The 26,685-nt window shown below is 64.4% G+C and carries 17 protein-coding genes; 11 read left to right on the top strand and 6 right to left on the bottom strand.

Annotated elements, in window-relative coordinates; translation table 11 throughout:
• Nucleotides 1–113: 113 nt before the first annotated feature.
• Together AC1DMY_RS00365 and AC1DMY_RS00360 are read left to right on the top strand one after the other, a co-directional pair.
• Nucleotides 114–1,706 carry a tetratricopeptide repeat-containing sulfotransferase family protein gene (locus AC1DMY_RS00365; protein ID WP_477163075.1) on the top strand — a complete coding sequence of 531 codons (1,593 nt, stop codon included), beginning with the start codon at nt 114–116 and terminating at the stop codon, nt 1,704–1,706.
• A complete protein-coding gene (locus AC1DMY_RS00360) occupies nt 1,703–3,265 on the top strand; it encodes a sulfotransferase family protein (RefSeq protein WP_477163074.1) in 1,563 nt (520 codons plus the stop codon). Before AC1DMY_RS00365 ends, AC1DMY_RS00360 begins: the two co-directional genes overlap by 4 nt.
• A 25-nt stretch (nt 3,266–3,290) precedes the next feature.
• Here the strand turns inward: AC1DMY_RS00360 and AC1DMY_RS00355 are convergent, their stop codons facing one another.
• From AC1DMY_RS00355 to AC1DMY_RS00345, 3 genes are all read right to left on the bottom strand, one after another.
• Nucleotides 3,291–5,120, bottom strand: a complete 1,830-nt coding sequence (locus AC1DMY_RS00355; RefSeq protein WP_477163073.1) for a tetratricopeptide repeat-containing sulfotransferase family protein — start codon at nt 5,118–5,120, stop codon at nt 3,291–3,293.
• 69 nt (nt 5,121–5,189) lie between these two features.
• Nucleotides 5,190–8,129 carry a TonB-dependent receptor domain-containing protein gene (locus tag AC1DMY_RS00350; RefSeq protein WP_477163072.1) on the bottom strand — a complete coding sequence of 980 codons (2,940 nt, stop codon included), beginning with the start codon at nt 8,127–8,129 and terminating at the stop codon, nt 5,190–5,192.
• 353 nt (nt 8,130–8,482) lie between these two features.
• Nucleotides 8,483–9,274, bottom strand: a complete 792-nt coding sequence (locus tag AC1DMY_RS00345; RefSeq protein WP_441604750.1) for an AMP nucleosidase — start codon at nt 9,272–9,274, stop codon at nt 8,483–8,485.
• Nucleotides 9,275–9,452: 178 nt separating this feature from the next.
• On the opposite strand from AC1DMY_RS00345, the gene AC1DMY_RS00340 reads away from it, so the two are divergent.
• The 3 genes from AC1DMY_RS00340 (at nt 9,453) to AC1DMY_RS00330 (ending at nt 13,592) form a co-directional block, all read left to right on the top strand.
• Entirely contained in the window at nt 9,453–11,867 is a 2,415-nt protein-coding gene (locus tag AC1DMY_RS00340; RefSeq protein ID WP_477163071.1) for an acyl-CoA dehydrogenase, read from the top strand.
• A gap of 122 nt (nt 11,868–11,989) precedes the next feature.
• A complete protein-coding gene (locus AC1DMY_RS00335; protein WP_477163070.1) occupies nt 11,990–12,934 on the top strand; it encodes a DegV family protein in 945 nt (314 codons plus the stop codon).
• A gap of 25 nt (nt 12,935–12,959) precedes the next feature.
• A complete protein-coding gene (locus AC1DMY_RS00330; RefSeq protein WP_477163069.1) occupies nt 12,960–13,592 on the top strand; it encodes a DUF4124 domain-containing protein in 633 nt (210 codons plus the stop codon).
• A gap of 1,302 nt (nt 13,593–14,894) precedes the next feature.
• On the opposite strand, the gene AC1DMY_RS00325 is transcribed toward AC1DMY_RS00330, so the two are convergent.
• A complete protein-coding gene (locus AC1DMY_RS00325; protein ID WP_441604754.1) occupies nt 14,895–15,677 on the bottom strand; it encodes an SDR family oxidoreductase in 783 nt (260 codons plus the stop codon).
• Between the two features lie 92 nt (nt 15,678–15,769).
• On the opposite strand from AC1DMY_RS00325, the gene AC1DMY_RS00320 reads away from it, so the two are divergent.
• Nucleotides 15,770–15,988: a hypothetical protein gene (locus AC1DMY_RS00320; protein ID WP_477163068.1), complete on the top strand. Its 219-nt coding sequence runs from the start codon at nt 15,770–15,772 to the stop codon at nt 15,986–15,988.
• Nucleotides 15,989–16,044: 56 nt separating this feature from the next.
• Nucleotides 16,045–16,866: an ABC transporter ATP-binding protein gene (locus tag AC1DMY_RS00315; protein WP_477163067.1), complete on the top strand. Its 822-nt coding sequence runs from the start codon at nt 16,045–16,047 to the stop codon at nt 16,864–16,866.
• 114 nt (nt 16,867–16,980) lie between these two features.
• Here the strand turns inward: AC1DMY_RS00315 and sppA are convergent, their stop codons facing one another.
• Together sppA and AC1DMY_RS00305 are read right to left on the bottom strand one after the other, a co-directional pair.
• On the bottom strand, nt 16,981–18,843 hold the full coding sequence (sppA, locus tag AC1DMY_RS00310) for a signal peptide peptidase SppA (RefSeq protein WP_477163066.1): 1,863 nt from the start codon (nt 18,841–18,843) through the stop codon (nt 16,981–16,983).
• Nucleotides 18,844–18,972: 129 nt separating this feature from the next.
• Complete coding sequence (locus AC1DMY_RS00305) at nt 18,973–20,340, bottom strand: MATE family efflux transporter (protein ID WP_477163065.1); 1,368 nt, start codon at nt 20,338–20,340, stop codon at nt 18,973–18,975.
• A gap of 139 nt (nt 20,341–20,479) precedes the next feature.
• Here AC1DMY_RS00305 and AC1DMY_RS00300 point away from each other — a divergent pair, with 139 nt between their 5' ends.
• The 4 genes from AC1DMY_RS00300 (at nt 20,480) to tal (ending at nt 26,611) form a co-directional block, all read left to right on the top strand.
• The gene (locus AC1DMY_RS00300; RefSeq protein WP_477163064.1) at nt 20,480–21,616 is read left to right on the top strand and encodes a DUF3667 domain-containing protein; all 1,137 of its coding nucleotides are present in this window, start codon (nt 20,480–20,482) and stop codon (nt 21,614–21,616) included.
• A gap of 473 nt (nt 21,617–22,089) precedes the next feature.
• Nucleotides 22,090–24,258: a primosomal protein N' gene (locus AC1DMY_RS00295; protein WP_477163063.1), complete on the top strand. Its 2,169-nt coding sequence runs from the start codon at nt 22,090–22,092 to the stop codon at nt 24,256–24,258.
• 52 nt (nt 24,259–24,310) lie between these two features.
• Nucleotides 24,311–25,615 (top strand): NAD(P)/FAD-dependent oxidoreductase, encoded by a 1,305-nt coding sequence (locus AC1DMY_RS00290; RefSeq protein WP_477163062.1) that lies wholly within the window; start codon nt 24,311–24,313, stop codon nt 25,613–25,615.
• 30 nt (nt 25,616–25,645) lie between these two features.
• A complete protein-coding gene (gene tal / locus AC1DMY_RS00285) occupies nt 25,646–26,611 on the top strand; it encodes a transaldolase (protein WP_477164162.1) in 966 nt (321 codons plus the stop codon).
• The last annotated feature ends 74 nt before the right edge of the window (nt 26,612–26,685 follow it).

Below are 26,685 nucleotides of genomic sequence, written 5' to 3'. Positions count from 1 at the left end.
CAGTCCCCACCCCGGTGCATATGGGCATAATAGACGCGTTTCGACGGGCCGCACGCGCTTTTTCGTGAGCAGAAAGCTGCGTCGCGGTAGTCCTTTCCTGGATTGGGCCACTGATGAATTTACGACTGCAAGGGCTGGGACCAACGGCCACCCAACAAGTGATGATCGCCGCCCAGGCGCTGGATGCCGGGCGACCCGACGAGGCCGACCGCCAGCTCGAACGCGTGCTCTCGGCCTATCCGGACCACCCCGAAGTACTCCGCATGAAGGCGGGCATCCACAGCCTGCGCGGCCAGCACAACGACGCGGTGAGTCTCATGCAACGCGCGCTGGCGCTGCGCCCCCACGACGCGCTCTACCACAACACCATGGGCTCCCTGTTCGGCGCCGCTGGCGATTATCAAGGTGCTATTCGCGCGCTGAAGCGAACGTGCGAACTCGAACCCGGTCTTGCCATTGCCTGGTACAACCTGGGCGTCATGCTGACCAAGTCTGTCCGCAACGAAGAGGCCGCCGACGCCCTGAAGCGCGCCGTGTCGCTAGCACCCGATCATGCAGGCGCCCGCGCCTTGCTGGCTGATTTGCTGCGCACCCGCGGGCAGGTCGACGAGGCAGCGGCCGAATACCGTCGCCTGCTCGCGGTACGTCCCACCTTTGGACTGGCGTGGTGGGGATTGGCCGATTTGCGCACCCAACGGTTCGACGCAAAAGACATTGCCCAAATGCAATCGGCGCTGCAACGGCCCGATGCAACGGAACAGGACCGCATCACGATAGGCTTCGCGCTCGCCAAGGCTTTCGACGACGAAGGACGTTACGCGGAATCACTCGACTCGCTGGCACGCGCCAATGCAACGGCACGTCGCCACCAGGCTTGGGATGCCGTTCGCTTTTCCTCTGGTGTCGCCGCCGTCGCCGATGCGTTTGTCCCGCCGCCCGCAGGCAGCCCTGACGCGCTGGGTGGCGAAGCCATCTTTATCGTGAGCCTGCCGCGCTCGGGCTCAACACTCGTCGAACAAATCCTCGCCTCGCATTCGATGGTAGAAGGCGCCGGCGAACTGCCGGATCTTTCGCAGGTGCTCGGTGAGGAAACCCAAAGGCTGGGCGGCAAACCGATCCCGCAGTGGGCGCGCGAGGCAACGCCCGCCGACTGGCGGCGCCTGGGACAGCGCTACCTCGACCGTACCTCGCGCTGGCGCGGCGAACGCCCTATGTTTACCGACAAGTTGCCGAGCAACTGGATATACATCGGCGCCATTCGCGCCATGCTTCCAAACGCGCGCATCGTGGTGGTGCGACGCGATCCCCTTGAGACGTGCTTCTCCTGCTATCGCCAGCCGTTGGCGGCCAACAGTGGCTACAGCCAGAGTTTCGAAGATCTGGCAACCTTCTGGCGCGATTTCGACCGCAACGTGTCTCGCAGTGCAGCCCTTCATCCAGGCCACATCCGCGAGCACAGCTACGAAGCCATGGTGGCCAACCCGGATGCACAGATCCGCGACTTGCTCGCCTTCTGCGGCTTGCCCTTTGAAGAGGCCTGCCTCAATTTCCACGAAAACCGGCGCGTGGTGCGTTCGCCGAGCGCGACGCAGGTGCGCCAGCCGATGCGCAGCGACACTGCGCGTGCGGAGCGATACGGCAGCCTTCTGAATCCGTTGCGTACTGCGCTGGGTTTGCCGGCGTACAGCGAACAAGCATCGCCATGACCTCCGCTGGAAGCGCGTCCGCCTTGCTCGCCGCGCTTGCCTCGCAACCGGAACATGCGTGGCTCGCACAAGGACGCGCGCTCGCGCTGCGCTCGGACATTTCCGCCGCGCTAGCCGTTTTCGAGGCCGCCGCATCGCGCTTTCCCGATTCGGCGGACGCCCTGCTCGGCCTGGCGGGGCTGCTCTGGCAAAACGGGCAATCCGAGCAGGCAGAACAGTTGCTCCATGCGTGGCTGGGCACCCATCCGGGCGATGTCGGTGCGTCCTTCCTGCTGTCATCCCTGCTGCGTGAGCAGGGGCGACTCACTGCCGTCGGCGACACACTGCTCTCGTTGTTCAAACATAACCGGCAAGATGTTGAAGCGGTCCTTCAAGCCGTCGAAATGCTCAACGATTATGGACGCCCTGCAGAGGCCTTTACGATCTGCGAAAACGCGATCGCTTCGGGCATCGACGATCCACGCCTGCATGCCTACGCCGGCATGCTTGGCATTCAGCTCGGGCACTTTGCGCAGACACGCGAGCATTACCGTCGGGCGCTGGAGCTGACGCCGGACGCAGTGAACTGGAATATCCCGCTGGGACTGGCAGGACTGCAGCGCTACGACAAGGCCGACCACCCCGATTTCGCTTTTTTCCGGGCCGTACTGCAGCGCCCTGACCTCATCAACGAGACGCGGCGGGGAATACTGTTCGCGCTTGGCAAGGCGCACGATGACCTAGGCGACGTCGCCGCAGCGGCGGACTATTTGGGCCGAGCCAACGCGATGGCCCATGCAGACAGCCGCTGGTCGCGCAAGCAGTGGAAGCGAGCGATCAAGGCACGCCTCGATGCCCCCGTCCCTTCGGTGACGCTATCCGCAGCGCAGGACTGGACGCCAGTCTTCATCGTGGGCGTCCCACGTTCGGGTACCACGTTGCTGGCGCAGCACCTGGCCCGCTATCCGGACGTCAGGAATCGTGGCGAACTTGGCTGGCTTGAGTTCTGGGAGCAGCGGTTTCTTTCCACGTCTCCTACTCGCGCACAGCTAGAGGAGGCCGCGGCGCAGTACTCGAAGCAGTTGCTTCAGGACGACGAGCCGGCGCGCTGGTATGTCGACAAGCAGCCGCTGAACCTGCTTCGCATTGACCTGGCGATGAGCTTGTGGCCGAACGCGCGCATCATTTATTGCGAGCGCGACCCACGCGATATCGCCTTGTCGCTATGGTCGCAATCGTTTCACGACCCCGCCCACGACTACGCCTACGACCTTGGCGACATCGCTACGGTCATCAGCGACTGCCAGCGGCTGGCCGCGCATTGGCGCAAACGGTACCCCGCCTCGTTCACCACCGTGAGCTACGAGGAGTTCGTCAGCTCTCCAGCAGACACGCTGGACACGATCGCGCAGTGGCTGGGCATGCCGGGCGATGCGGTGCCTGTCCTCCAAAGAACACACGACAGCATTGCCACCGCCAGCGTATGGCAGGCACGGCAGGCGATCTACACCAGCTCGACGGGACGTTGGCAGCGCTATCTACAGCACTTGCCGGATTTGGAGGCGATCGACCTGCATTGATCACCGCCATGTCCGGATCAGCGCTTCAGCCGGCAGCAACTCCATAGCCCCAATGGCTAAGCACCGGCTCGAGTATCGGCAGCAGTGGCTCGAATTGGTCGCGGTAGCGCTGCCAGCGCCCCAGCCCCTTGCGGTTGACCGGCTCGATCACCTGCGAATAGCTGGGCGTGCCGATAAACGTCTTGCCACGCGCGTGACGATCGAATTGCAGCATCGGCGATGCATCCTGCAGTTCAAGGAACTGCGCGATGCGTTCCACTTGCGGGGCGAAGTCGTCCACCAGGTCTTCGTAGCGAGACACCATCACGTCTGGCTTGAAGATGCTTACATCCTCCAGCCAGCGCTCCATGGTCTGCACATAGGCTCGCGCCAGGCGGTCCATGGTGCTGCACGCAGCCGCAAGACCGCTTGAGCGGAAACTCTGCATGTAGCAGCTGAGGATCACGTCGCAGGGATGGCGTACGGCGAGGATGAACTTTGCTTCCGGGAAAAGGCGCTGGATCACCGGCAGCCAAGTCATGTTCAGCGGGTTCTTGTCGACCAGCCGCGTGTCCCAGTTACGCTGGATGCGCTGGCCGACCATCGTGTGGTAACGCTTGCGCAATTCGTCGCAGTCGTACTGCCGCAAAACACTCAGGTCATCGAGAATGCGCCGATCATGATTGCCCAGCAAACCGGCAAGGCGATTGAAGAACGGATTCTCGTCCATGGACTGCAGGCCCGGATGGGCATCCAGCATCTGTTCGAGCAGCGTCGTTCCCGATCGCGGGAAACCCACCACGAAGATGGGAGAGTCGCGCATTTCCGGCGCGATCAGGCGCGGCCATCGTGCGTACTGCTCGGCGGATACGCGCGGCCCTGCCACAGGCATGGCTGGCGCGCCGGGCACGAAGTATTCGGGCGAGTCAATGCGGCGTTCGTTGGCCTCCAGCTCGTGCGCGACATGCAGCGCACTCATCGCAGCTTGGGTGTCGCCCAACTTGTCGCAGACCGAGCCCAGAAGAAAGTAGTGACCAAAGCTGTTGGGGGCTTCAGGTCCCGTCGATTCCAGCAGATCCCTCGCGGCTTGCAGATCCTGGCGGCGCGCCGCCAAAGTCGCCAACACATGGTTGGCCTCTTTGCGTTGAACTTCCGACACGTCCGCGCCCACCTGCATGACCGGCTGCAACACCGTCTCGGCGTCCGACAGCCTATTCAGGCGTTCATAAAGATTGGCCAGAAGAAGGCGCACATCAAAGTTGCGTGACTGGCGGGTCAGCAGATCCTCGAGCAATGCAGCTGCATCGGGGATATCGCCCTTTATCGTCAAGACTTGGGCCAGCTCAAGCTGAAGGTTATCGTCGTTGAGGGGAAGCCAACGCGGCCAGTGTCGCAGGAGATCCGATGCGCCTTCCTGGTCCTGGCTGAGGCAGCAGGCGCGCGCGGCATCAATGCGCAATTCGATGGCATCGGGCCGCAGCTCAACCGCATCCAGCAACACACTCCGCGCCGACAGATAGTCCTGCATCTGGATCAGCAGCAGTCCCAGCTGGCTCTTGGGCAGCACATTTTGCGCATCGCGTTCGATCGCCTGCGAATAGGCGGCGACAGCCTCTTTCTGGAATCCCAGCTCCACCAAGGCCGTCGCGTAATTGCTCCAGTTGCCACTGCTGCCCGGATTCAACTGGGTAAGGCGACCGTAGATCAGCAGCGCGTCCTGCGATCGATGCTGGAGTTGCAAGCTGATGGCCAGCAACAGCAACAGGTCCTCGTTGTCTGGAGACTGCGTCAGCGCTTCGCGGCACAACGCCTCTGCTCGAACCGACTCGCCGGCGCTGATAGCTGCGGCGATAAATGAAATGTCGTAAGTGGCCATGTCTTCACAAAAGAGAAGGGCCGCGTGAACGTTCACGCGGCCCTCAAGGTTAACGCTTATATCAACGACTTAGAACTTGACCGTGACGCGAGCCCACCAGTAGCGGCCCATCAGGTCGAAGTCGCTCGGATCGGTGTTGGCGTTGAGCGTGTTGTTCGCGTACAGCATGGGCGGCTGCTTGTCGAACAGGTTGTTCACGCCGAAGTCCAGACGGGTGTTGATCATGGCCAGGTTGTAGCCGATCGACACGTCGTTGTAGACCGTCGCACCGTACTTCAGGATCGTGCCCGACTCGCCGTTCGGGAAGCTGTCCTGCGGCGAACCCGTGGCAGCGCCGTTCTGGAAGCGACCGATGTAGCGCATGCGCCACTGGGCACTCCAGCCACCCGACTGCCAATCCACGAAGCCCTGTGCGCGCCAGCGCGGGAACAGGCAGACGCCCACGTTATCCGGGCAGGCTGCAGCAGCAGCCGAACCGAACGGCAGGAAGTGACCAGCGTTCTTGTAGGTCACGTTGCCTTCGGTACCCGGCGCCGTTTCCAGGTCGTAGTACTTCAGGTAGGTCGCGTTGACGCCAACGTTGATCTGACCGAACGAGAACTGCGGCAGCTTGTAGTTCGCCGACCAGTCGACACCGCTGGTGTTGATCGCGCCGAGGTTGCCCGTCGGCTCGACCGTGGAAGCGGCGATCTGACCTGCGTTGACGCCCGAGGCCACGCGATGGATGTACTGGCAATAGACCGTCGAACCGTTTGCGCACAGGTCGAGCAGGCTCTGCAAGCCAACCGAAGCGATCGTGTCCTTGAGGTTCACGCGCCAGAAGTCGACGGTGGTGGACAGGCCCGGCACATACGACGGGCTGTACACGAAGCCGAAGTCATACGACTTGCCGTGCTCCGGCTTGACCGGGAAGCCCGCCACGCGCGCACCCTGCAGCACGGTGGTTGCCTGCACGTTGTTCTTGACGTTCTCGTTGACGAACGAGCCATCGGTCGGCACGTTCGCGCAAGCGAGCGCCAGCGGGGAGCCAGCCGGCGCGCCGGTGTAGCCCGTGCAAGGATCGCTGTGGATGTTCGGCGCATCGGAGCCCGAGTTGTAGAGCTCGGCCAGCGACGGGGCGCGGAACACGTCTTCCATCGTGCCACGGAGCAGCAGGTCGTCGAACGGCTTGTATTCGAGCGCGAACTTGAAGTTGTTCGTGCTGCCGAAGGAACCGATGCGCGAGTAACGGTCGCCAATGGTCAGGTTCAGCGACTGGATGCCCGGCAGGCCGGCGAGGATCGGGATGAACGTTTCGGCGTACAGATCCTTGGTGGTGTAGCCACCCTGCACGGCGCTAAGGCACTGGCTGCCCAGGTCGCAGGTACCGGTGGTCGGATCGATCACCAGCTGCGGAGCCGGGATGGCGTGCTCGTAGTCCTTACGCCACTCGAAGCCACCTGCCAGCTGCACGGCGCCTGCCGGCAGGCTGAACAGCTCGCCGCTGAGGCCGGCGTGCCAGGTCTTCTCGAGGATGTACAGGTTCGACGGCGCCACCACGTTGGCCTGCTTGAGGGCCGCGATGGTACCGGGTGCGTTCATGTCGAACGGGTTGAACTGGCAAGCCGTGACGTTCGCGCAGTTCGGGCTGGTCGCCAGACCGTCCGGACCGATGGTCGAGTCGCCGGTGTAGAGCTTGGTCTGGTCAACCAGGCCGCCGGTCGTGGTGACGACGCTCTGGTGGCCGTAGTTGAAGCCGACGTCCCAGTTCCAGTTCTTGTCCAGAACGGTGAAGTCGCCCTTGAAGCCCGTGTTGATCTGCGCATCGGTACGACCCGAGGAAGCAGTACGGACACCGTTGGTGACCAGGCGCGAAGCGAACAGGTTGCCCGACGAGCTGAAGTTCACGCCGAACGGGTTGAACGCATTGCCCTTGGTGATCACAGCGCCAGTGGAGGCAGAGCCGTACACGGCCGGTGCCAACTGGAAGCTGGACGAGGTCTTCTGGTAGACCGCATCGACATAGGCCGTGACGTGGTCAGCCAGGTGGTACTCACCATTCAGGAAGCCGCCAGTGCGCTCCTGCGGGGTCATGTCAAGGTTGATGCCGGCGTAGTTGTAACGGTCCGACGTACCGAAGCAGTGGTAGTTGGCCGGGGTCACGACCTGGCTGTTGCCACCGGCGCTCAGCGCGACCTGGCCCGAGGCGCAGCCCGGGAAGTTGGCGGCAAGGCCCGGCGGCAGCTGGATGCGGCCCACGCCCGAGGACGGCGAACCGCCGACGAGAACCTGGTTGCCGACGAGGCTGAGCGCGTTCTTGGAGAAGTCGCGGTTGGCAGCCAGCACGCCATCCTGCTTGTTGTAGCTGATGCCGGCCATCAGGCTGCCCTTATCGGACGTCTGGCCGAACGTGAAGGTGTAGCCGCTCTGCTCACCGTCGTTACGATCGGACTGGCCGACGTTCGCGGTGAAGGTGGCACCCTGGTAGTTCTTGCGCGTGATGAAGTTCACCACGCCGCCGATCGCATCCGAACCGTAGGTGGCCGACGCACCGGTCGGCAGCACTTCGATGCGCTCGATGGCATCAACCGGAATGGCGTTCGGATCCTTGCTCAGCAGGCGCTGACCGTCGATCAGGATCAACGTACGGCGCGAACCCAGGCCGCGAAGGTTGATGGACGAAACGCCGGTACCGCCACCGTTATTGGTCTGCGGGTTGACGGCGCCACCGGTCATGGCCGGCAGCTGCTGCACCAGGTCGCCAAGCGTCTGCTTGCCGGTGGCCTGGATCTGAGCGCGATCGATGGTTACGACGGGACTGGCCGTCTCGACGTCTACGCGGCGAATCAGCGAACCGGTCACGGTGACCGTTTCGAGAGTCTTGCTCTTGGCCTGATCAGCGGCCGGCGCCGGCGTAGTGGACTGCGCGTCCTGCGCGAAAGCGGTAGTGCCGTAGGCGCTTGCTGCGAGCATGCCCAGCGACAAAGCCAGACGCACCGACGTGCACAGTTTATTTTCCCCGAACTTCATGAGAACACCCTCCCGTTATTTATATTGACTGGGTTTGACAGACTTTCCCCGCCTCAAACCCGCGCCCGATTACCCAAACAATTCAGGCGTAGACCGACAAAAGTGCGGTCTACAGCGCTCGGCATTTATCACGCTTTACTTACAGATAGTCAATAAAATCTATACGGCAAGAAAACAAAGTGCCGTGACAACTATCGCAATTTTTTGCGAATTCGGCATTAAATCCGCGCCGCCAACCGCCCTGCAACGGGTTGCTGCGCTGCGAGGAACATCGTTGCAACGGGGTGAAGCCACGGTGAAAAAAGCCTGGCAGGCCGCCATGGGCCTCGCCAGGCATCTGATTTGGCAGGGGTTCACTCCGTGCCGGTGTCGGCCTCGAAGCGCAGGTGTTTGACACTGCGTCCCTTGCGGCGCACCAGTTTCAAGGCTTCTATACCGATGCGTATGTGGCGTTCAACAAATTGCGTGGTCACGCTGCGGTCGCTTAATTCCGTCTTAACGCCCTCGGGGATCATGGGCTGGTCGGAGACCAGCAGAAGCGCTCCGCACGGAATCTTGTTGGCGAAGCCTGCCGCGAAGATGGTGGCGGTCTCCATATCGATGGCCATGCAGCGTGTGCGACGCAGGTAATCCTTGAAGGCGTCGTCGTGCTCCCAGACGCGGCGGTTGGTGGTGTACACCGTGCCGGTCCAGTAGTCGTAGCCAAGGTCGCGGATCATGGTGGAGACACCGCGTTGCAGCTGGAAGGCTGGCAGGGCCGGCACCTCCGGCAACAGATAGTCATTGGACGTGCCTTCGCCACGGATCGCCGCGATGGGTAGGACCAGGTCGCCGATGGCGTTCTTCTTCTTGAGGCCGCCGCACTTGCCCAGGAACAAAGCAGCCTTGGGATGGACGGCGCTGAGCAGATCCATCACGGTGGCGGCGTTGGGGCTGCCCATGCCGAAGTTGATCAGGGTGATGCCGTCGGCGGTGGCATTGGGCATGGGCCGGTCGCGCCCGCGTACTTCCACGCCGTGCCATTCGGCAAAGAGGTCTACGTAGTGGCCAAAATTGGTCAGCAGTATGTGCTGGCCAAACTCCTCCAAAGGCGTGCCGGTATAGCGCGGCAGCCAGTTGGAGACGATCTCCTGCTTGTCTTTCATTGAGACCCCTTGAGGTCGGCGCAACGTAGGTTCCGTTGCGCGTTACCGGCGACGCCACGCCGGCAAGATGCCAGATCAGTGCGTGCATCTTAGCGGGTGACGGCCGCCGCCGGGCGCTTTGTTGTCATTTCCTTGAACCGGCCCCGCCCACGATGGGCCCCATCCCAAGGAGAACACCATGCTGCTGATCGGTTGGATCGTCGCCCTCGCCGTGTTCCTCGGCTTTGCATTCGTGGGGCGTGGATGGCTGGCCTGGGTGCTGGCGCTGGCCGTGCTGTTCCTCACCTGGATTGTACGCGGCGTTCAATCGCCACTCCTTTTATATGGACTGCTATTTGCAGCCGTCATAGTTGCATTGGTAACCGGTTTCGCGCCGCTGCGCCGCATCCTGTTCGCCCGCAGCCTGCTGCCGATGCTCGGCAAGGTAATGCCGCGCCTGGGCGAGACCGAACGCATCGCGCTTGAAGCAGGCACGGTGTGGTGGGACGCGCAGATCTTCTCCGGCATGCCCGATTGGGATGCGCTGCTGCGTTTCCAGTGCAAGCCGCTGAGCGCACGCGAACAGGCGTTCATGGACGGCCCGGTCACCCAGCTATGCGCGATGCTCGACGACTGGCAGATCGAGCAGCAACGCGACCTGCCGCCCGAGGTATGGGACTTCATCAAGCGCGAGCGTTTCTTCGGCATGGTGTTGCCCGAGACCTATGGCGGTCTTGGCATGTCCGAAATCGGCCATTCCCGCGTGGTCACGCGCATCGCCACGCGCTCGGTCGCGGCGGCCGTGACGGTGATGGTGCCCAACTCGCTGGGCCCGGGCGAACTGCTGCTGCACTACGGCACCGAAGAACAGAAGCGCCACTACCTGCCCCGCCTCGCCGACGGCCGCGAAGTGCCCTGCTTTGCGCTCACCGGACCGGAGGCCGGTTCCGATGCGGCGGCCACGCAGTCCGAAGGCGTGGTGGAGCGGGGACAGTGGAATGGCGAAGAGGTCATCGGCCTGCGCCTTAACTGGAACAAGCGATACATCACGCTGGCTCCCGTCGCCACACTGATCGGCCTGGCGTTCCGCCTGAAAGATCCCGATGGCCTGCTGGGCGGCGCAGTGGATCGCGGCATCACCTGCGCACTGATCTCCCGCGACTTGCCCGGTGTGGAGATCGGGCAGCATCACGATCCGATGGGCGTGCCGTTCGCCAATGGCCCGATCGTCGGCCACGACGTATTCGTTCCGCTTGACGCCATCATTGGCGGCGTGGCGCAAGCCGGCCACGGTTGGCGCATGTTGATGGAAAGTCTGGCGGCGGGTCGTTCCATTTCGCTGCCTGCGCTTGCCGTCGGAGCCGCACAGATGGCGACGCGCATCTGCGGGGCCTATGCCACGGTGCGCGAGCAGTTCGACACGCCGATCGGCCGCTTCGAAGGCATCGAAGAACCGCTGGCGCGCATTGCCGGACTCACCTATCTGATGACGGCCACGCGCACACTCACTTGCGGCGCGCTCGATGCCGGCGAAAAACCGGCGGTGCTCGGTTCGATCGCCAAGGCCTATCTCACCGATGCGATGCGCGTCGTGGTGAGCGACGCCATGGATATCCGCGCGGGCGCCGCGATCCAGCGCGGCCCGCGCAATGCGCTCTCGCATATGTGGATGTCCGTGCCGATCGGCATCACCGTGGAAGGCGCCAACATTCTCACCCGCTCGATGATCATCTACGGCCAGGGCGCCATTCGTTGCCATCCCTGGGTGCAGAAGCTGATCGATGCGATTGCCGCCAAGGACCTCAAGGCGGTCGACAGCAGCGCCTTCGGCTACATCAATTTTGTGTTTACCCGCGGGGTGCGTGCCTTGTTGCTCGGCTTGAGCGGATCTCGTCTGGCCAAGGCGCCGGACAGCGAACTCGCTCGCCAGTACCAGCACCTCACGCGTTTCGCCTCGGCGTTCGCCTTGGTGTCGGACACTTGCATGGCCACGCTGGGCGGCACGCTCAAACGCCGCGAGAAGATTTCCGGACGCCTCGCCGACGCACTGGCCTGGCAATACCTCGCCGCCGCCACGCTCAAGCGCTACCACGACGGACCCAAGCTCGCCTCCCACTACGACCTGGCGCGATGGGGCGTGGCCTTGGCGCTGTATCGCACGCAGGAGGCATTGCGCGGCGTGCTGGACAACCTGCCCTCCGAGCTGGCGGCCAGCGTCGCCCGGCTGCTGGTGTTCCCACTGGGCGCGCGCTTCCAGCCGCCGTCCGATCGATTGGGCCAGCGCGCCGCGCGGGCCATCCTGGAAGATCGCGAAGCGCGCATCCACCTCACCGGCGACATTCACGTGCCGGGCCCACAGGAGCCCGGACTAGGGCAGCTGGAAGCCGCGCTGGACAAGGCCGTGCGCGCCCTGCCGGTGGAGACCAAACTGCGCGACGCGATTCGCGCTGGCACGCTGGACCGCGCCGCCGGCGACGAGCTCGCCCACCACGCGCTGGCCGCCGGCATCATCACGCAGGCGGAGTTCGACGCGCTCAGCGAGGCCGACGAGGCCCGCGACGCCGTCGTGCAAGTGGATGCCTTCGACCCCGAAACCTACCGGCAGCTGCGTTGACCATGCGGGCCGCGTTCGATCCAGCGAATGGGAAACGCCCGGGCCTATGTCCCAACGGTCAGGGTCGGCACATCCGAAGGTGCGTGCTATGTTGGCCGCGCTTGTCATAGGGGAGTCACATTATGCGGATGGGTATAGCGATCGATGCCGCCTGCGATCTGCCGCAGGCATTTCTGCAGAAGCACAACATCGCAGTGATGCCCATCACCATCCGCATCGACGATGAAATCTTCATGGATAACCGCAACCAGGTGGAGCTGCATCGCTTCCTGGATCGCAAGCTGGGCAGTCGCAGCCACTCGGCCGAGACCATTCCCTGCTCCGTCGAAGACGTGCAGCAGCTGTTCCTCGACAAGCTGGTGCTGGAGCGGGACTGCGTGTTCTGCCTCACCATCACCGCCACGCGCAGCGCCATCAACGATCACGTGATCAAGGCCAGCTTCGCGGTGCTCAAGCATTACCGCGAGGTGCGCGAGAAGAACGGCCTCACCGGTCCGTTCCTGATGCGCGTGATCGACACACGCACGCTGTTCGCCGGTTCGGGCCCCGCCATCGTCGAGGCTACGCGACTGATTGGCGCAGGCGAAGTACCCGCGGCAATTCGCGAACGCCTCACCTATATCGCGAACAACTCGTACGGCTACATGCTGCCGCGCGACCTGTACTACCTGCGGGCGCGCGCCAAGAAGAAGGGCGACCGCAGCGTGGGACTGGTCAGCGCCATGCTCGGCTCGGCATTGGACATCAAGCCGCTGCTGCGTGGTTACCGCGGCGAAACCAGTCCGGTCGGCAAGGTGCGCGGGTTCGAGCACGGCGCGGAAACCTTGTTCAATTACACGGCCAAGCGCATCCATGCCGGTCTGTTGGTGCCCGCAGTGTGCGTAAGCTATGGCGGCGATCTGTCCGAGTTGGGCAAGCTGCCCGGCTATGCCGCGCTGCGCACCGCCTGCGAGGAATGCGGCGTGGAACTGATGGAAGCACCGATGAGCATCACCGGCATGGTCAACGTCGGCGAAGGCGCGGTGACGCTCGGCTTCGCCGCCGAGGAACACGTCGCCGAATTCTGAGCGGCCACGCCTCAGGAGGTTTTGCGTGATCCGACTGTGCATCCTCGCTTCACTCCTGCTGCTTGGCCTGCCGGCCATGGCGGGCACGGCGTATCAATGCACCGACGCGAGCGGCAAGCTGACCTTCCAGGACAAGCCCTGCAGCGGCAATCAGCGCCAGCAAGTGCTGCAGTTGGACGACTCCCAGCCGGTCACGCCACCGCCGCCCGCAGCGACCGACACACCCACCTTCGAACCCGTGCCGCCGCCCCCGCCGCCGCCGCAGCCGATGGCGGCGCTTCCCCTCATGTACGGTTGCGTGCGCGCCACCGATGGCAAGCCCTACATGAGCGATCACGGCGATCCACAGCCCTATCAGGTGCCCTACGGCATCCTCGGTGCGGGGTCGTTGCCGCTGTCGCAGGTCTACGGCGGCCCCAACGCCGCCGGCGCCTCCGCCCCCGAACTCAATCGCGGACGCATCACACCCGGCCTGATCGCCAATCGCTACGTCTGGGTGCAGGACCAATGCCGCGAACTCACGCGCGCAGAAACCTGCCACGCCCTGCGAGATGCCTACGACGACAACGCCGACAAACTGCGCCGCGCCTTCAAGAGCGATCAACCACCGCTGGAACGGCGCGACCAGGAACTGCACGAGCAACTGCAGAACTGCTGAGTACGCTGGGCAGAATTTGCGCAATGTCATGCAAGTGCGCGCCACGCAACGCGCGTGGCGAGTTGTCCACAGGGTTGCTACCAGGGTTTCCCCAAGTGCTGTGGAAAACGCGGCGCGCGGCTGGTGAATGTTTGCGCAGGATGCTGAAACTTGTGTGGTGGCGGGAGCTTGGGTGATCTATCCACAGGGTTGTGGGGTGGTGATCCACATGGGCTGTGGATAGGGTTGGGGAGTGTTTCGCGGCGCGCGTTTGCGCGGGTGCGCAGCGTGACTTCTTTGCTCGTCATCCCGGCGCAGGCCGGGATCCAGGTGCGGTGCGCTGCGATTGTCGCGTCTCCGCCAGCGTGCCGCCTACGCGGCGGGCGTTTCGAACGGCTGCCGCCGCTCGAGTCACTTTTCTCTTGCTGGCCCAAGAGAAAAGTAACCCAAAGAGAATGGCCTGATAACGCCCGCAGCATTGTGCTGGGATAAGCCCGAACGTTCGAGGCGCGTTGTTGTGGGACAACCTCCGAGGGTACACAGCGGGTAGTTCAAAGCGCTGCGCAACGCGCCCGAATCGCTGAGGACTTAAAGCGGAGCCTCGCTGCGCTTCGGCTTCGGGCATCGCTCCGTCCTTTGCCGCGCCTGCCGCTTGTCTGTGGGAGCGCACCCTGTGCGCGACAGCCACGCTGGGGTGTACTGCTCCGTAGGTTTGTCGCGCACAGGGTGCGCTCCCACAGAAGAGCCGACCGGCAAGATTGATCCGCCATCCCATACCTGCGTCACCCCTTGTAGGAGCGCACCTTGTGCGCGAACGCGGCCTAACAGGCCGCCCTGGGGGCGGCGTTCGCGCACAGGGTGCGCTCCTACAAAGAGCGGCCCGGCGCGACGGGCTTTTGGCTCTTGATATGGCTCTTGCCCTTTGGGGTCCCCGTATGACGCGGCGGGCGGGTGGAGGAAAGCCCGAAGGGTGGACGCAGGGATGCGGCCAGTTTTTCGACAGGACAGGGATGTCCTGTCGAAAAACCCCGTAACCCGCACGCGCACCTGAAGGGCCGAAGGCCCGCAAGGCGCGTCATCCGGGGGGCCCTTTCTTTTGGTTACTTTTCTTTGGGCAAGCAAAGAAAAGTAACTCGGGCCGCGGCAGCGACACGAAAGCCCGCGGCAGGCGAACCAGGTCGCGATAAGGCGACAACCGGAGACCGGCGAAACTGGATGACTAGCCTTCGCCTGTTGAAGAGCGCTTCCCGCCTACGCCGGGATGACGAGCAAGAGGCATGGCGGGTCTAAGCGTGCAGCTCGCAAGCTCACCACACCGAATAGCTAAAACCCATAATTCAAAAACCCCCCATCCACCGCCAACACCTGCCCCGTGACATAACTGGCAGCCGGAAGGCACAGAAAGGCGATCGCCGCCGCCACCTCCTCCGGCTCCCCAATCCGCCGCAGCGGCGTGCGATCGAGCACCTCGTCCAGATACTCGTCATTCGCCAGTGCAGGCTCGGAGCGCTGCGTGCGGATATACCAGGGCGCCACCGCGTTGACGCGGATGCCATCGGCCGCCCATTCCGCCGCCAGATTGCGCGTAAGCTGATGCAGCGCCGCCTTCGACATGCCATAGGCCGAGCCAGTACGCACATGCGTTATGCCGGAAACAGAGCCCACGTTCACGATCGCTGCGTTCGCGTGCTGTACCAGTTGCGGATGGGCGAGACGGCACATCTCGAAGGCGGAGAACAGGTTCTGCTCAAAGATCGCGCGGTAGTCGTCCTCGCGATAGGCCAGGGTCGGCGCAGGCTGATTGCCACCAGCGTTGTTGACCAGCAGGGACAGCGGTGCGCCGAGATCAGCAATCCAGTCGAACACCGCGAGGCGCTCTTCCTGTTCGCCAAGATCGGCGCCAAAGGCCAGCACGTCGATGCCGGGGAAATCGTCCACCAGCTCCACGCGCACCTGCTCCAGGTAGTCGGCGTCGCGCGCCACCAGCAGCAGGTTGGCGCCCAGCGCGGCCAGTTCGCGGGCGGTGGCGTAGCCGATGCCCTTGCTGGCGCCGGTGATCAAGGCGGTGTGTCCCTGCAACTGCCAGGCGTCGATGCGTGCGTTCATGGGCCGAGCTTAGAACGCGACCACGTTTCCCGCCAAGCGCTGCCCGCTACCATGGGCGCGACACCGACCCCGACCATCTTCAAGGCTCCCGCATGAAACAGCTCGCTGCCCTGCTATGCCTGCTCTCCCTGGCCGCCTGCTCTGGCAAGCCGCCGGCACCGGTCTCCGCCCCAGCCGCCGCCAGCACCGCGCGCGTGGCCACGCCGTGGGACGACATGGAGAAGGCCAAGCAGCGCGCCGTGGATGTGCAGAAAACAGTCGACGAGCAAGCGAAGAAGCAGCAGCAACAACTGGATGCCGCCGAGCAATAAGCTGGCTGTCGCCGCCGGACTTGGCAATGGACGTCTGGACGTGCATGGTGTCCGGCATGAAAGCCCAACATGATGAAATCTCTGCCGAGCCGCTGCTGGAGATCAATGATGCCAGCGTGATGCGCGGCGAGCGGCTGATCCTCGATCGTTTCAGCTTGCGCATCGGTGCGGGCGAACACACCGCCATCCTCGGTGCGAACGGCGCAGGCAAGTCCACCCTGGTGCGCCTGATCACACGCGAGTTCTATCCGCTTGCACGCGGCGACGGCCAGGCTGCCATGCGCGTGTTCGGACGTGACCGCTGGCATGTCTCCGACCTGCGTGGACTGCTTGGCATCGTCTCGCCCTCGCTGCAGCACGACTGCACCAGCGATGCCACGCTGGAAGTGTCCGAGGCGGTGCTGTCGAGCTTCTTCGCCGCGCAACGATTGGGCCTGAATCATCGCGTCACGCCGTCCATGCGCGAACGCGCCGGCGAAGCACTGGAACAGGCCGGCGCCACGCATCTGCTCGGCCGCGCCATGGCCAGTCTTTCGACCGGCGAAGCACGGCGCGTATTGATAGCGCGTGCCTTGGTGCACCAGCCCAGGGCGCTGCTGCTCGACGAGCCCTGCGCGGGTTTGGACATGGCAAGCCGCCGGCGCTTCCTTGAGAACTTGCGCGGCCTCGCACGCAACGGCACAACGCTGTTGCTGGTGACGCATCACGTGGAGGAAATCCTTCCCGAGATCCAGCACGTGGTGCTGCTTCGCGACGGTTGCCTGCTCAAGCAGGGCACCAAGGCCGAAGTGCTCACCGACGCCCTGCTTTCGGACACCTTCGGCATGCCCGTATGCGTCGAACGCCACGGCGACTATTTCAGCGCCGCCATCGAGTAGACGTTTAGCCGTCCATCTACCAGGCGGGCATATCCAGGCCGCACTGCATTCTCGCCGCCAATAAAAAAGCCGCCACCGGAATCCGGTGGCGGCTCGACTATCAGAACGATTGACTCAGCGCGGTGTGCAGAAGCAATACGCGTACACGTTCGGCCGGCCGGACTGCGCCGTGCGCAACAGCTTGAGCTCCGGTGCGAACGCGTCGACATGCGCCACCCACGACGGCAGCTGCACGCCGTACGACTGCACCATCTGCACCATCGCGTTTTCATTGAGGCTGATCACGAACTGCTCGAAGCCTCCGAGCGGTTCCTCGACATAACGCACCGGCGCGCCCTTGCCGAGCTTGGCGCGTTGCTGTGCGTCGGCAACGGCATCGCCCAAGCCGCCGAGTTGATCGATCAGGCCGCGATCCAGCGCCTGCTGACCGGTCCACACGCGGCCCTGCGCAATCGTATCGATGGCGTCATACGGTTTGCCGCGCGCCTTGGCCACCTGGCCGACGAAATCGCGGTAGCCCTTTTCGATGGTGGCCTGGATCACCGTGCCCACTTTCGGATCCAGCGGACGGGTGATGTCGAATGCGCCGGCCAGCGGACTGGTGCCCACGCCGTCGCTCTTCACGCCCAGCTTGTCCAAGGTACCGGGCACGGTGAGCACCATGCCGAAGATGCCGATGGAGCCGGTGATGGTATTGGGCTCGGCGTAGATGCGATCGGCATTCATCGAGATCCAGTAGCCACCGCTGGCGGCCACGTTGCCCATCGACACCACGACCGGAATGCCGGCTTCGCGCGTCAACGCCACTTCGCGACGAATCTGCTCGGCGGCATAGACTTCGCCGCCTGGCGAGTTCACGCGCAACACCAGCGCCTTGGTGCGCTTGTCCTCGCGGGCGGCACGGATCAAGGCAGCGGTGGAGTCGCCGCCGACGGTGCCCTGCGGCTGCTTGCCGCCTGAAATCTCGCCTTCGGCCACCACCACCGACACGCCAGGCGTGGTCGAGCCGTCTTCGGAAATGGTGTCGGCGTAACGCTGCAGCGAGACCTGGCGGAAACCCTCGCCCTTCTTGCCGGCGGGTACGCCTTCCTTGCGCATCATGGCGATCACTTCGGCGGGCGTAGCCACGCCGTCGACCAGATGCTGATCGAGCGAGAGCTGGCCCAGGTCACCCTTGGCGCTGGCGATCTTCTCGGGCAGCGTGTCGATGTCCAGGCGCAACGTGGCCGGATCGAGCTTGCGCAGCTTGGCCACTTCGTTGATGTAGGTATCCCACAGACCGCCCATCCAGAAGCTGTCCGCTTCCTTCGATTCGGGCGACGCATGGTCGAGGATGTAAGGCTCTGCCGCGCTCTTGAACTGGCCGACGCGGAACAGGTGCACGTCCACGCCCAGCTTGTCGAGCAGGTCCTTGTAGAACAGCCGGTAGTTGGCCAGGCCCGTGATCATCACGCCACCTTGCGGATCGACCAGCACACGGTCGGCATGGGCGGCGAGGTAGTACTGGCCCTGGTCCAGGCTCGGCGACCACACGATCACCGGCTTGCCGGCCGCGCGGAATCGATCAAGCGCGGCGCCCACTTCGCGCAGCGCGGCAAAGCCGCCGCCCTGCAGCTCGCTCGGCTCAAGCAGGATGCGGGTGATGCGCGAGTCCTTGGCGGCAGCGTCGATCGAGCCGATCAGGTCGCGCAGCTGGATCTGCTTGGGCGGATTGCCCGACAGGCTGGCCAGCGCGCGCTGCATCGGCTCGATGCTGTACTGCTCGACCAGTTCGCCCTTGGGCTGGATGACCAGCACGCTGTCGTTCTGGATGAAGTGCTCGGTGCGCGCGCCGGCAAAGCCGACCAGCAGGATCAGCAGCACGATCAACAGCAGCGCAAAGAACACCAGGTTGAGGATGGTCAGCCTGACGATGTTGATGCCGCGCCCGAGGACGCAGAGAAAGGCCCAAAAACCGTTGGGGCGGCGCTCCGTCATTGCTTGGTTCCTCAGGATGACCATCACAGCGTAGCTGTTCGCGGGGCGCAGGTCATGTGGGGCAAACGGCACATGGCGGGCGCCGCAGGCGCGTCCCATCGAACGGCGGGACAACGCCCGCCGGAGAACTCAGGCGGGACGTTGCCAGCGATCGTGGAAGGCGCTGCGGCAGAGCCGGGTGAACAACAGGATGGCCGCCATGGTGAGCCCGGCGATCAGGCCGATCCACATGCCGCGCGCACCCATGCCATGACGGAACGCCAGCCACCAGCCCACCGGCATGCCCACGCCCCAGTAGGCGAACAAAGTGATCACCATCGGCACGCGGGTGTCCTTGAGTCCGCGCAGCGCGCCGTTGGAAGTGACCTGGATGCCATCGGAAAACTGGAACAAGCCGGCCAGCACCATCAGTTGCGCGGCCAGTGCGATGACACCGGCATCGTGCGTATACATGCGCGCAAGGAAGTGCGGCAGGCCCAGCATCAGCGACGAAGAGACGGTCTGCACCAACAACGCCAGCGCCACGCCGCTCAGCGCGGCATAGCGCACGCCCTTGGCATCGCCGCGTCCCACCGCATTGCCCACGCGCACGGTGATCGCCATCGACAGGCCCAGCGGCACCATGAAGGCGACGGTCGCCACGCTCAACGCCACCTGATGGCTGGCCACCACGGTTTCGCCCAGGGTTGCGATGGCCAGCGCCACGGCCACGAACAAGCCGCCTTCGGCCAGCAGCGTGACTGCCATCGGGCCGCCGATCTTGACCAGGTCGAGGATCATTTTCGGCTTCGGCCACGCCAGGCCGGCGCGCAGGTGCGCATCGGCATAGGCGGGGTGTTTGACCACGAACCACAGGAAGGCAAGCATCTCCAGCCACAGCACCGTGGCGGTGGCGATGCCGCTGCCCAATGAACCCAGCGCCGGCAGGCCGAACTTGCCGTACATCAGCACATAACCCAGCGGAGCCAGCACCAGCAGGCCGCCGAAACCGAAATACATCGACGGCCGCGTCATCGACAAGCCTTCGGACAGGCCTCGGATGGCGAAGTAGCTGGTCATCGCAGGCGCCGCCCAACTGATCGCATGCAGGAAGTGCATGACGTCGGCACGCAGCGTGGGCACCACGCCGATCCAGTCGAGCAAGGGCGTCGCATGGCGCACCAGGAACCACAGCACGATGCCCATCGCCCAGGCCAGCCACATGGCCTGCACGAACACCGCGCCCACTTCGTGGCGACGGCCGGCGCCATCGAGCTGAGCCACCGAGGGCGGCACCGCCATCATCATCCCCAAGCCGGTGACCAGGGCCAGCGCCCAGATGCTGACCGCCGTGGTGACGGCCGCCTGCACGTGCGCACTCAAATGCCCCGCAAGCACGGCATCGACGAAGTTCGGACCCACCGCGGCAAGCTGCGCGGCGATCAGGGGAAGGGCGAGACGCACCGTGGCGCCGACCTCGCGCGCCACCCTGGCGCGATCGGGGCGGAAAGACAGCATAAAGAGACTCCTTGGCCGCACATTCTAGCGCAGCCCCGCCGCGTGCCTTCCCGCAACGACAGTGGATAAGAGCCCACGGCAGCTGTCTGCGTTGCCTGCTTGTGCCAAGATCGCCCGCTGATTCATCCGGGGGAGGCGCATGAAGAAGGAAATCGTGTCGTTCGAGGGCGTGCATTGCGCCAATTGCAGTGCGCCGATGCAGGGGGAGTTCTGCCACGAATGCGGGCAGTCCATCCACACCGTGCTGCGCCCCATGCACCACATGGTGGAAGACACGCTGGACCTGGTGCTGCATGTGGATGGTCGCGTGATCCACACCCTGCCCCCGCTGTTCCTGCGCCCGGGATTCCTCACCCTGGAATATTTCTCCGGCCGCCGGCAGCGCTATGTGGCGCCGTTTCGCTTGATGTTCGTGCTGTCGCTGCTGGCGTTTTTCATGTGCCACCTGGTGGTGGGCAATATGGACATCCTGCAGGTGCACAGCGAAGCGAGCGAAGGCACCGGCCAATTTGCCCACGATCTCACGCCCACGGCGGTTCGCACGCACTACGCGCAAGTGCGCAAGGATCTCGAGGCGGCCGCCGGCCAGACCGACGAGAAAGACAGCAAAAACTACAATCGCCCGCTCGTCATCGAGCGCGACCATGCCAACCATCGCCTGACCCAGCTGGGCGCGTCGCCGTTGACGGATACGGGCGTAAAAGAAAGCAAGTTTGAATCGATTCCTCTGGAGTCCACGCCCATCCATATCCCCTGGCTGCCTGACGCGCTCAACCACAGTCTCGACCGCTCAGTGGCACGCGCCGGGGCCAACGTCCGCGACATCCAGGCCGGCGGCGAGCGCGCCGCGGAGGCGCAGGAACGCATCACCGCCGCGGTGTTCCACGTCTTGCCGCAGACCCTGTTCGTGCTGATGCCGCTGTTCGCCCTGCTGCTGAAGTTCACCTATATCTTCAAGCGGCGGCTCTATATGGAGCACTTGATCGTGGCCCTGCACAGCCACGCCTTCCTATTCCTGACCCTGATGCTGGGCATGGGCGTATACCTGCTCTATGCCTGGCTGGTGCCTCACGCCCACTGGCTGGGCACGCCTCTTGTTCTGGCAGCCTGGGGGCTCGGAGCGTGGGCGCTGGCCTATCTGTTGCTCATGCAAAAGCGGGTCTACCGGCAGGGCTGGTTCGTGACCATCCTAAAATACCTGTTCGTCGGCTGGTGCTACACCTTCATGGCCATTTTTGCGCTCACCTTTGCCGCGGTTCTGGGTATCGCCAACTAGGGCGCGGCTTCGCGAACTTTTGTGACACAAATCACACACAAATCGCGCAGCGGCGCGGTTTCGCGGCACCCCAAAAGCGCTTTCAAGCGGGGTTTTGCACAGCGTCACACGGCTGTCAAGGCAAGTCCCATGCCTGTGGCAGTTAGATGAACCCCAGCGTAGCGATAATTTTAAGTGACTGTTTTTTATTGGTTTTAGTTGCTGGCTAAAACTTGAACAGCGCGTACGGAAGGGCGTTTTCATGCGCCTTAGAGGCCTCCCTCAACGCACCATCCACAGAGTTATCCACAGACCTTGTGGATAAGCTCAAAAGACCCCTGCCAATAGTCACTTAGCTCTCTTTCCTAGATGACGGGGCAGCAAGAACCTGCAAGCTGCGGCCGGACCCTCAAACAGGTTTTGAATGGGTTTCATCCGGCTGATATCTCACGGGGTGAAACGGCCCGGTTACACTGTTGTGCCGAGAGGTATTCATGCCCGCCGTTCTCCGCGTCGCCCTGCCGGTACCCCTGCCCACCTTGTTCGACTACCTGCCGCCGGCCAGCGGTGAGGCGGTCGCGGGCAGCCGTGTGCTGGTGCCGTTCGGCAAGGGCAAATCGGTAGGTGTGGTGGTGGAGGCCAACGTGGAGTCGGCCGTGAGCCAGGGCCGGCTCAAGCGCGTGCTGCGCGTGCTCGACGACGCCCCGTTGCTCGACGCCGAATTGATGGCCACGCTCGCCCGCGCCGCCGACTACTGGCTGGGTGCGCCCGGCGAGGCCTATGCCAACGCCCTGCCCCTGGCCTTGCGCGAGGATCGCGCGCTCCCCGACCTGCATGACGAAGCCTGGGCTCTGACCGAGAGCGGACGCAGCGCGCTGGACGCGGGAAGCCGGCGCGGCGGCAGTCGCGCCTTGCTCGACGCCCTCTCACGCGGACCGCAGACCGCCGAGCTGCTGCACGAGATGCTGCCCGGCTGGCGCGACGCCGCGCGACGGCTCGAGCAGGCCGGCTTGATCGAACGCACCCAGTCCCACGCCGCCGAACCGCCGCGGCTCACCGAGGCGCCCTCGCTGAGCGACGAGCAAGAGCAGGCCGTGGAGACGATCGGCGAAGCACTTGGCCGCTTTCAGCCCTTTCTGCTCGACGGCGTCACCGGCAGCGGCAAGACCGAGGTGTATCTCGCCCTGATCGAAAACGTGATCGCGCAAGGCAAGCAGGCGTTGCTGCTTGTACCGGAGATCGGCCTCGCGCCGCAGACCGTGCGCCGCCTGCGCGATCGCCTGGGCGTCGCCGTGCAGGTGCTGCATTCCAATCTGGCCGAAGGCGATCGCGCACGCGCGTGGCTGCGCGCGCGATCGGGCGAGGCGAAGGTGATCCTGGGCACGCGTTCGGCGATCTTCACGCCGTTGCCGCATGCCGGTCTGATCGTGGTGGATGAAGAACACGACAGCGCCTATAAGCAGCAGGAAGGTTTTCGCTATCACGCACGCGATCTGGCGATATTGCGCGGGCGCGCGCTGAATATCCCGGTGGTGCTCGGCTCCGCCACGCCCTCGCTCGAATCGCTGGCCAATGTGCAGGCGGGCCGCTATCGCGCGCTGCATCTGCGCGCGCGACCAGGCGCCGTGCGCGCGCCGCAAGTGCAGATCGTGGACATGCGCGCGCAACGCCTCGACCACGGTCTTTCGCCCGCCCTGCTCATCGCGGTTCGCGATACCGTAGCGCGCGGCGAACAAGTGCTGGTGTTCCGCAATCGCCGCGGCTATGCGCCGGTGCTGCTGTGCTACAGCTGCGGCTGGCACGCGGAATGTCCGCGCTGCGAACATCCGATGACCTTCCACGCCGGGCGTCGCGCGCTTATCTGCCATCACTGCGATTACACCGCGCGACCGCCGGCGCAATGCCCTTCATGCGCGGCGCCTGATCTCAAGCCCCAGGGCCAGGGCACCGAACGCCTGGAAGAAGCGTTGACGGCGCAGTTCCCGGAGGTGCCCGTGCTGCGCATCGATCGCGAGACCACGCGTCGCCGCGATTCGTTCGAACAACTGCTGGAAGGCTTGCACGAAGACAAGCCCGCCATCCTGGTCGGCACGCAAATGCTGGCCAAGGGCCACGACCTGCCGAACCTCACCCTGGTCGCCATCGTCGGCGTGGACGAGGGCCTGCTCAGCGTGGACTTCCGCGCCAGCGAGCGTCTCGCACAACTCGTCGTGCAAGTGGCCGGTCGCGCGGGCCGCGCGAAAAAGCCGGGCCGCGTGCTGCTGCAAACCCATCACCCGGATCACCCGCTGCTGCGCCAGCTGCTCTCGCAAGGCTATGCCGCGTCGGCGCAGAGCCTGCTCGAGGAACGGCGCACTGTGCAGTTGCCACCGTACGGGCATCAGGTGCTGCTGCGTGCCGACGCGCACCAGCGCGAGCACGTGGATGCCTTCCTCGCCGAAGCAGCGCAGGCACTCGCCGGCCTGCCGCTCCAGCTCGCCGGCCCCATGCCCGCGCCGATGCCGCTGCGCGCCGGCCGCCATCGTGGCCAGCTGCTGATCGAAGCGGAGACGCGCGGCGCCCTGCATGGCGCGCTGCGCCCCTGGTATCCCGCATTGTCGACGCTGCCTACGGCGCGTCGCGTGCGTTGGTCGCTCGACGTGGACCCGATCGATCTCTATTGACCGGGCGACGACGGCGCGACCTTCACGATACTCACCTTGAAAGGAGCATCCGATGGAAGGCAACGCAGCGTCCGACCCTCGCCCCCATGTCGTCATCCTCGGCGGCGGTTTCGGCGGCCTCGCCGCCGCGCGCGAACTGGCCGATGCCAATGTTCGCGTCACTCTGATCGACCGCCGCAATCATCATCTCTTCCAGCCGCTGCTCTACCAGGTCGCCACGGCCGGCCTCTCCGCGCCGTCGATCGCCGCGCCGCTGCGGCAGATTCTTCAGAAGGACAAGCACGTGACGGTGCTGATGGACGAAGCGCTCGATGTCGACCTCGAACGCCGCATCGTGCATCTCGCGCAGGGCGAGCTTCCCTATGACGCCTTGATCGTCGCCACCGGCGCCACGCATGCCTATTTCGGGCATGACGAGTGGGAACGCTATGCACCGGGACTGAAGACGCTGGAAGACGCCTTCACCATCCGCCGTCGCGTACTGATCGCGTTCGAACGCGCCGAGCGCGAAGAGGATCCCGCGAAGCGACAGGCGTGGCTCAATTTCGTGGTGGTCGGCGGCGGAGCCACTGGTGTGGAACTGGCCGGCACGCTGGCGGAAATCGCACGCCATACCTTGCCGCGCGAATTTCGTCGCGCCGATCCGCGCATGGCAAACGTGCTGCTCGTTGAAGCCGGCCCAAAACTGTTGCCGGCCTTCGCCCCTGATCTCACTGAAAAAGCGCGGCGCCAGCTGGAAAAACTGGGCGTCGAAGTACGCTTGAACACGTCCGTCACCGCCATCGACGAGCACGGCGTGATGCTCGGCGAAGCGCCGTATCCCGCGCGCACGGTGCTGTGGGCGGCTGGCGTCGCCGCGTCGCCGCTGGGTGCCCGCCTGGGCGCGCCGGTGGATCGCGCGGGACGCGTGCTGGTGGAAGCAGATCTCAGCCTGCCAGGTCATCCGGAAGTCTTCGTGATCGGCGACCTGGCGAGCGTGACCCAGGCCGACGGCAAGCCCGTGCCGGGCGTGGCGCCGGCCGCCAAGCAGATGGGCCACCATGCCGCGGCCGCGCTCAAGGCCCGCTGGCGCGGCGAGACCGCCACCAAACCCTTCCGCTATCGCGACGACGGCTCGCTCGCCACCATCGGGCGCATGGCCGCCGTGGCCCAGTTTGGCCGCGTGAAACTATCCGGGCTGTTGGCCTGGTGGGTCTGGCTGATCGCCCACATCGCGTTCCTGATCGGTTTCCGCAACCGACTGGTGGTGATGCTGGACTGGGCCTGGGCGTATTGGACCTACCAGCGCCATGCCCGCATCGTCACCGGGATCGATGAGCGGACCACTTCAGAATCGACTTTGCCGCGCGACGCTTAGGGTGGACAATCAGCGTTTTCCAAGCCGGATATCGCCGTGTCTTCCCAACTCGAACAACTGCGCCAGTACACCACCGTGGTCGCCGACACCGGTGATATCGAAGCCATCGCCCGCTGGCGCCCGGTGGATGCCACCACCAACCCGTCGCTGCTGCTCAAGGCCATCGAGAACCCGAAGTTCGCACCGCTGATCGAAGAGTCGGTGGCATGGGCCAAGGGCCAGAGCAATTCGCGCGAACAGCAGCTGGTGGATGCGAGCGATCACCTCGCCGTGGCCGTGGGTCGCAAGATTGTCGATATCGTGCCGGGCCGCGTTTCCACCGAAGTGGACGCGCGCCTGTCGTTCGACGTGGATGCCTCCATCGCCAAGGCCGAGCGCCTGGTCGGCATGTACGCGGAGCACGGCGTGCAGCGCGACCGCATCCTGATCAAGCTGGCCTCCACCTGGGAAGGCATCCGCGCCGCGGAGCAGCTGGAAAAGCGCGGCATCAACTGCAACCTCACCCTGCTGTTCTCATTCGAACAGGCGGTGGCCTGCGCCGAAGCCGGCGTGTTCCTGATCTCGCCCTTCGTCGGCCGCATCATGGACTGGTACGTCGCCAACACCGCCACCAAGACCTACGCGCCGGAAGAAGACCCGGGCGTGCAATCGGTGCGCCGCATCTACGCCTGGTACAAGCAGCACGGCTTCAAGACCGTGGTGATGGGCGCCAGCTTCCGCAACATCGGCCAGATCCAGGCCCTCGCCGGCTGCGACCGCCTCACCATCAGCCCCGACCTGCTGGAAAAGCTCGACCAGGACAGCACGCCCCTGCAGCGCGCCCTCAACGACAACGGCGCGACCCAGGCGGCTCCCAAGCCGATCACCGAAGCGCAATTTCGCTGGGGCCACAACGAAGACGCCATGGCCACCGACAAGCTTGCCGACGGCATCCGCAAGTTTGCCGTGGACCAGCGCAAGCTGGAGAAGTTGTTGGCCGAGAAACTGGGCGGCTGATCGACGCGCTGCTTCGATAAGAAAAAGCCCCGGCGCAAACCGGGGCTTTTTTGTTCGATACCTTAGGTGGGAGC

It is taken from the genome of Dyella sp. 01L423 (assembly GCF_056399945.1).
This window is presented reverse-complemented; position numbering and strand designations above follow the sequence as displayed.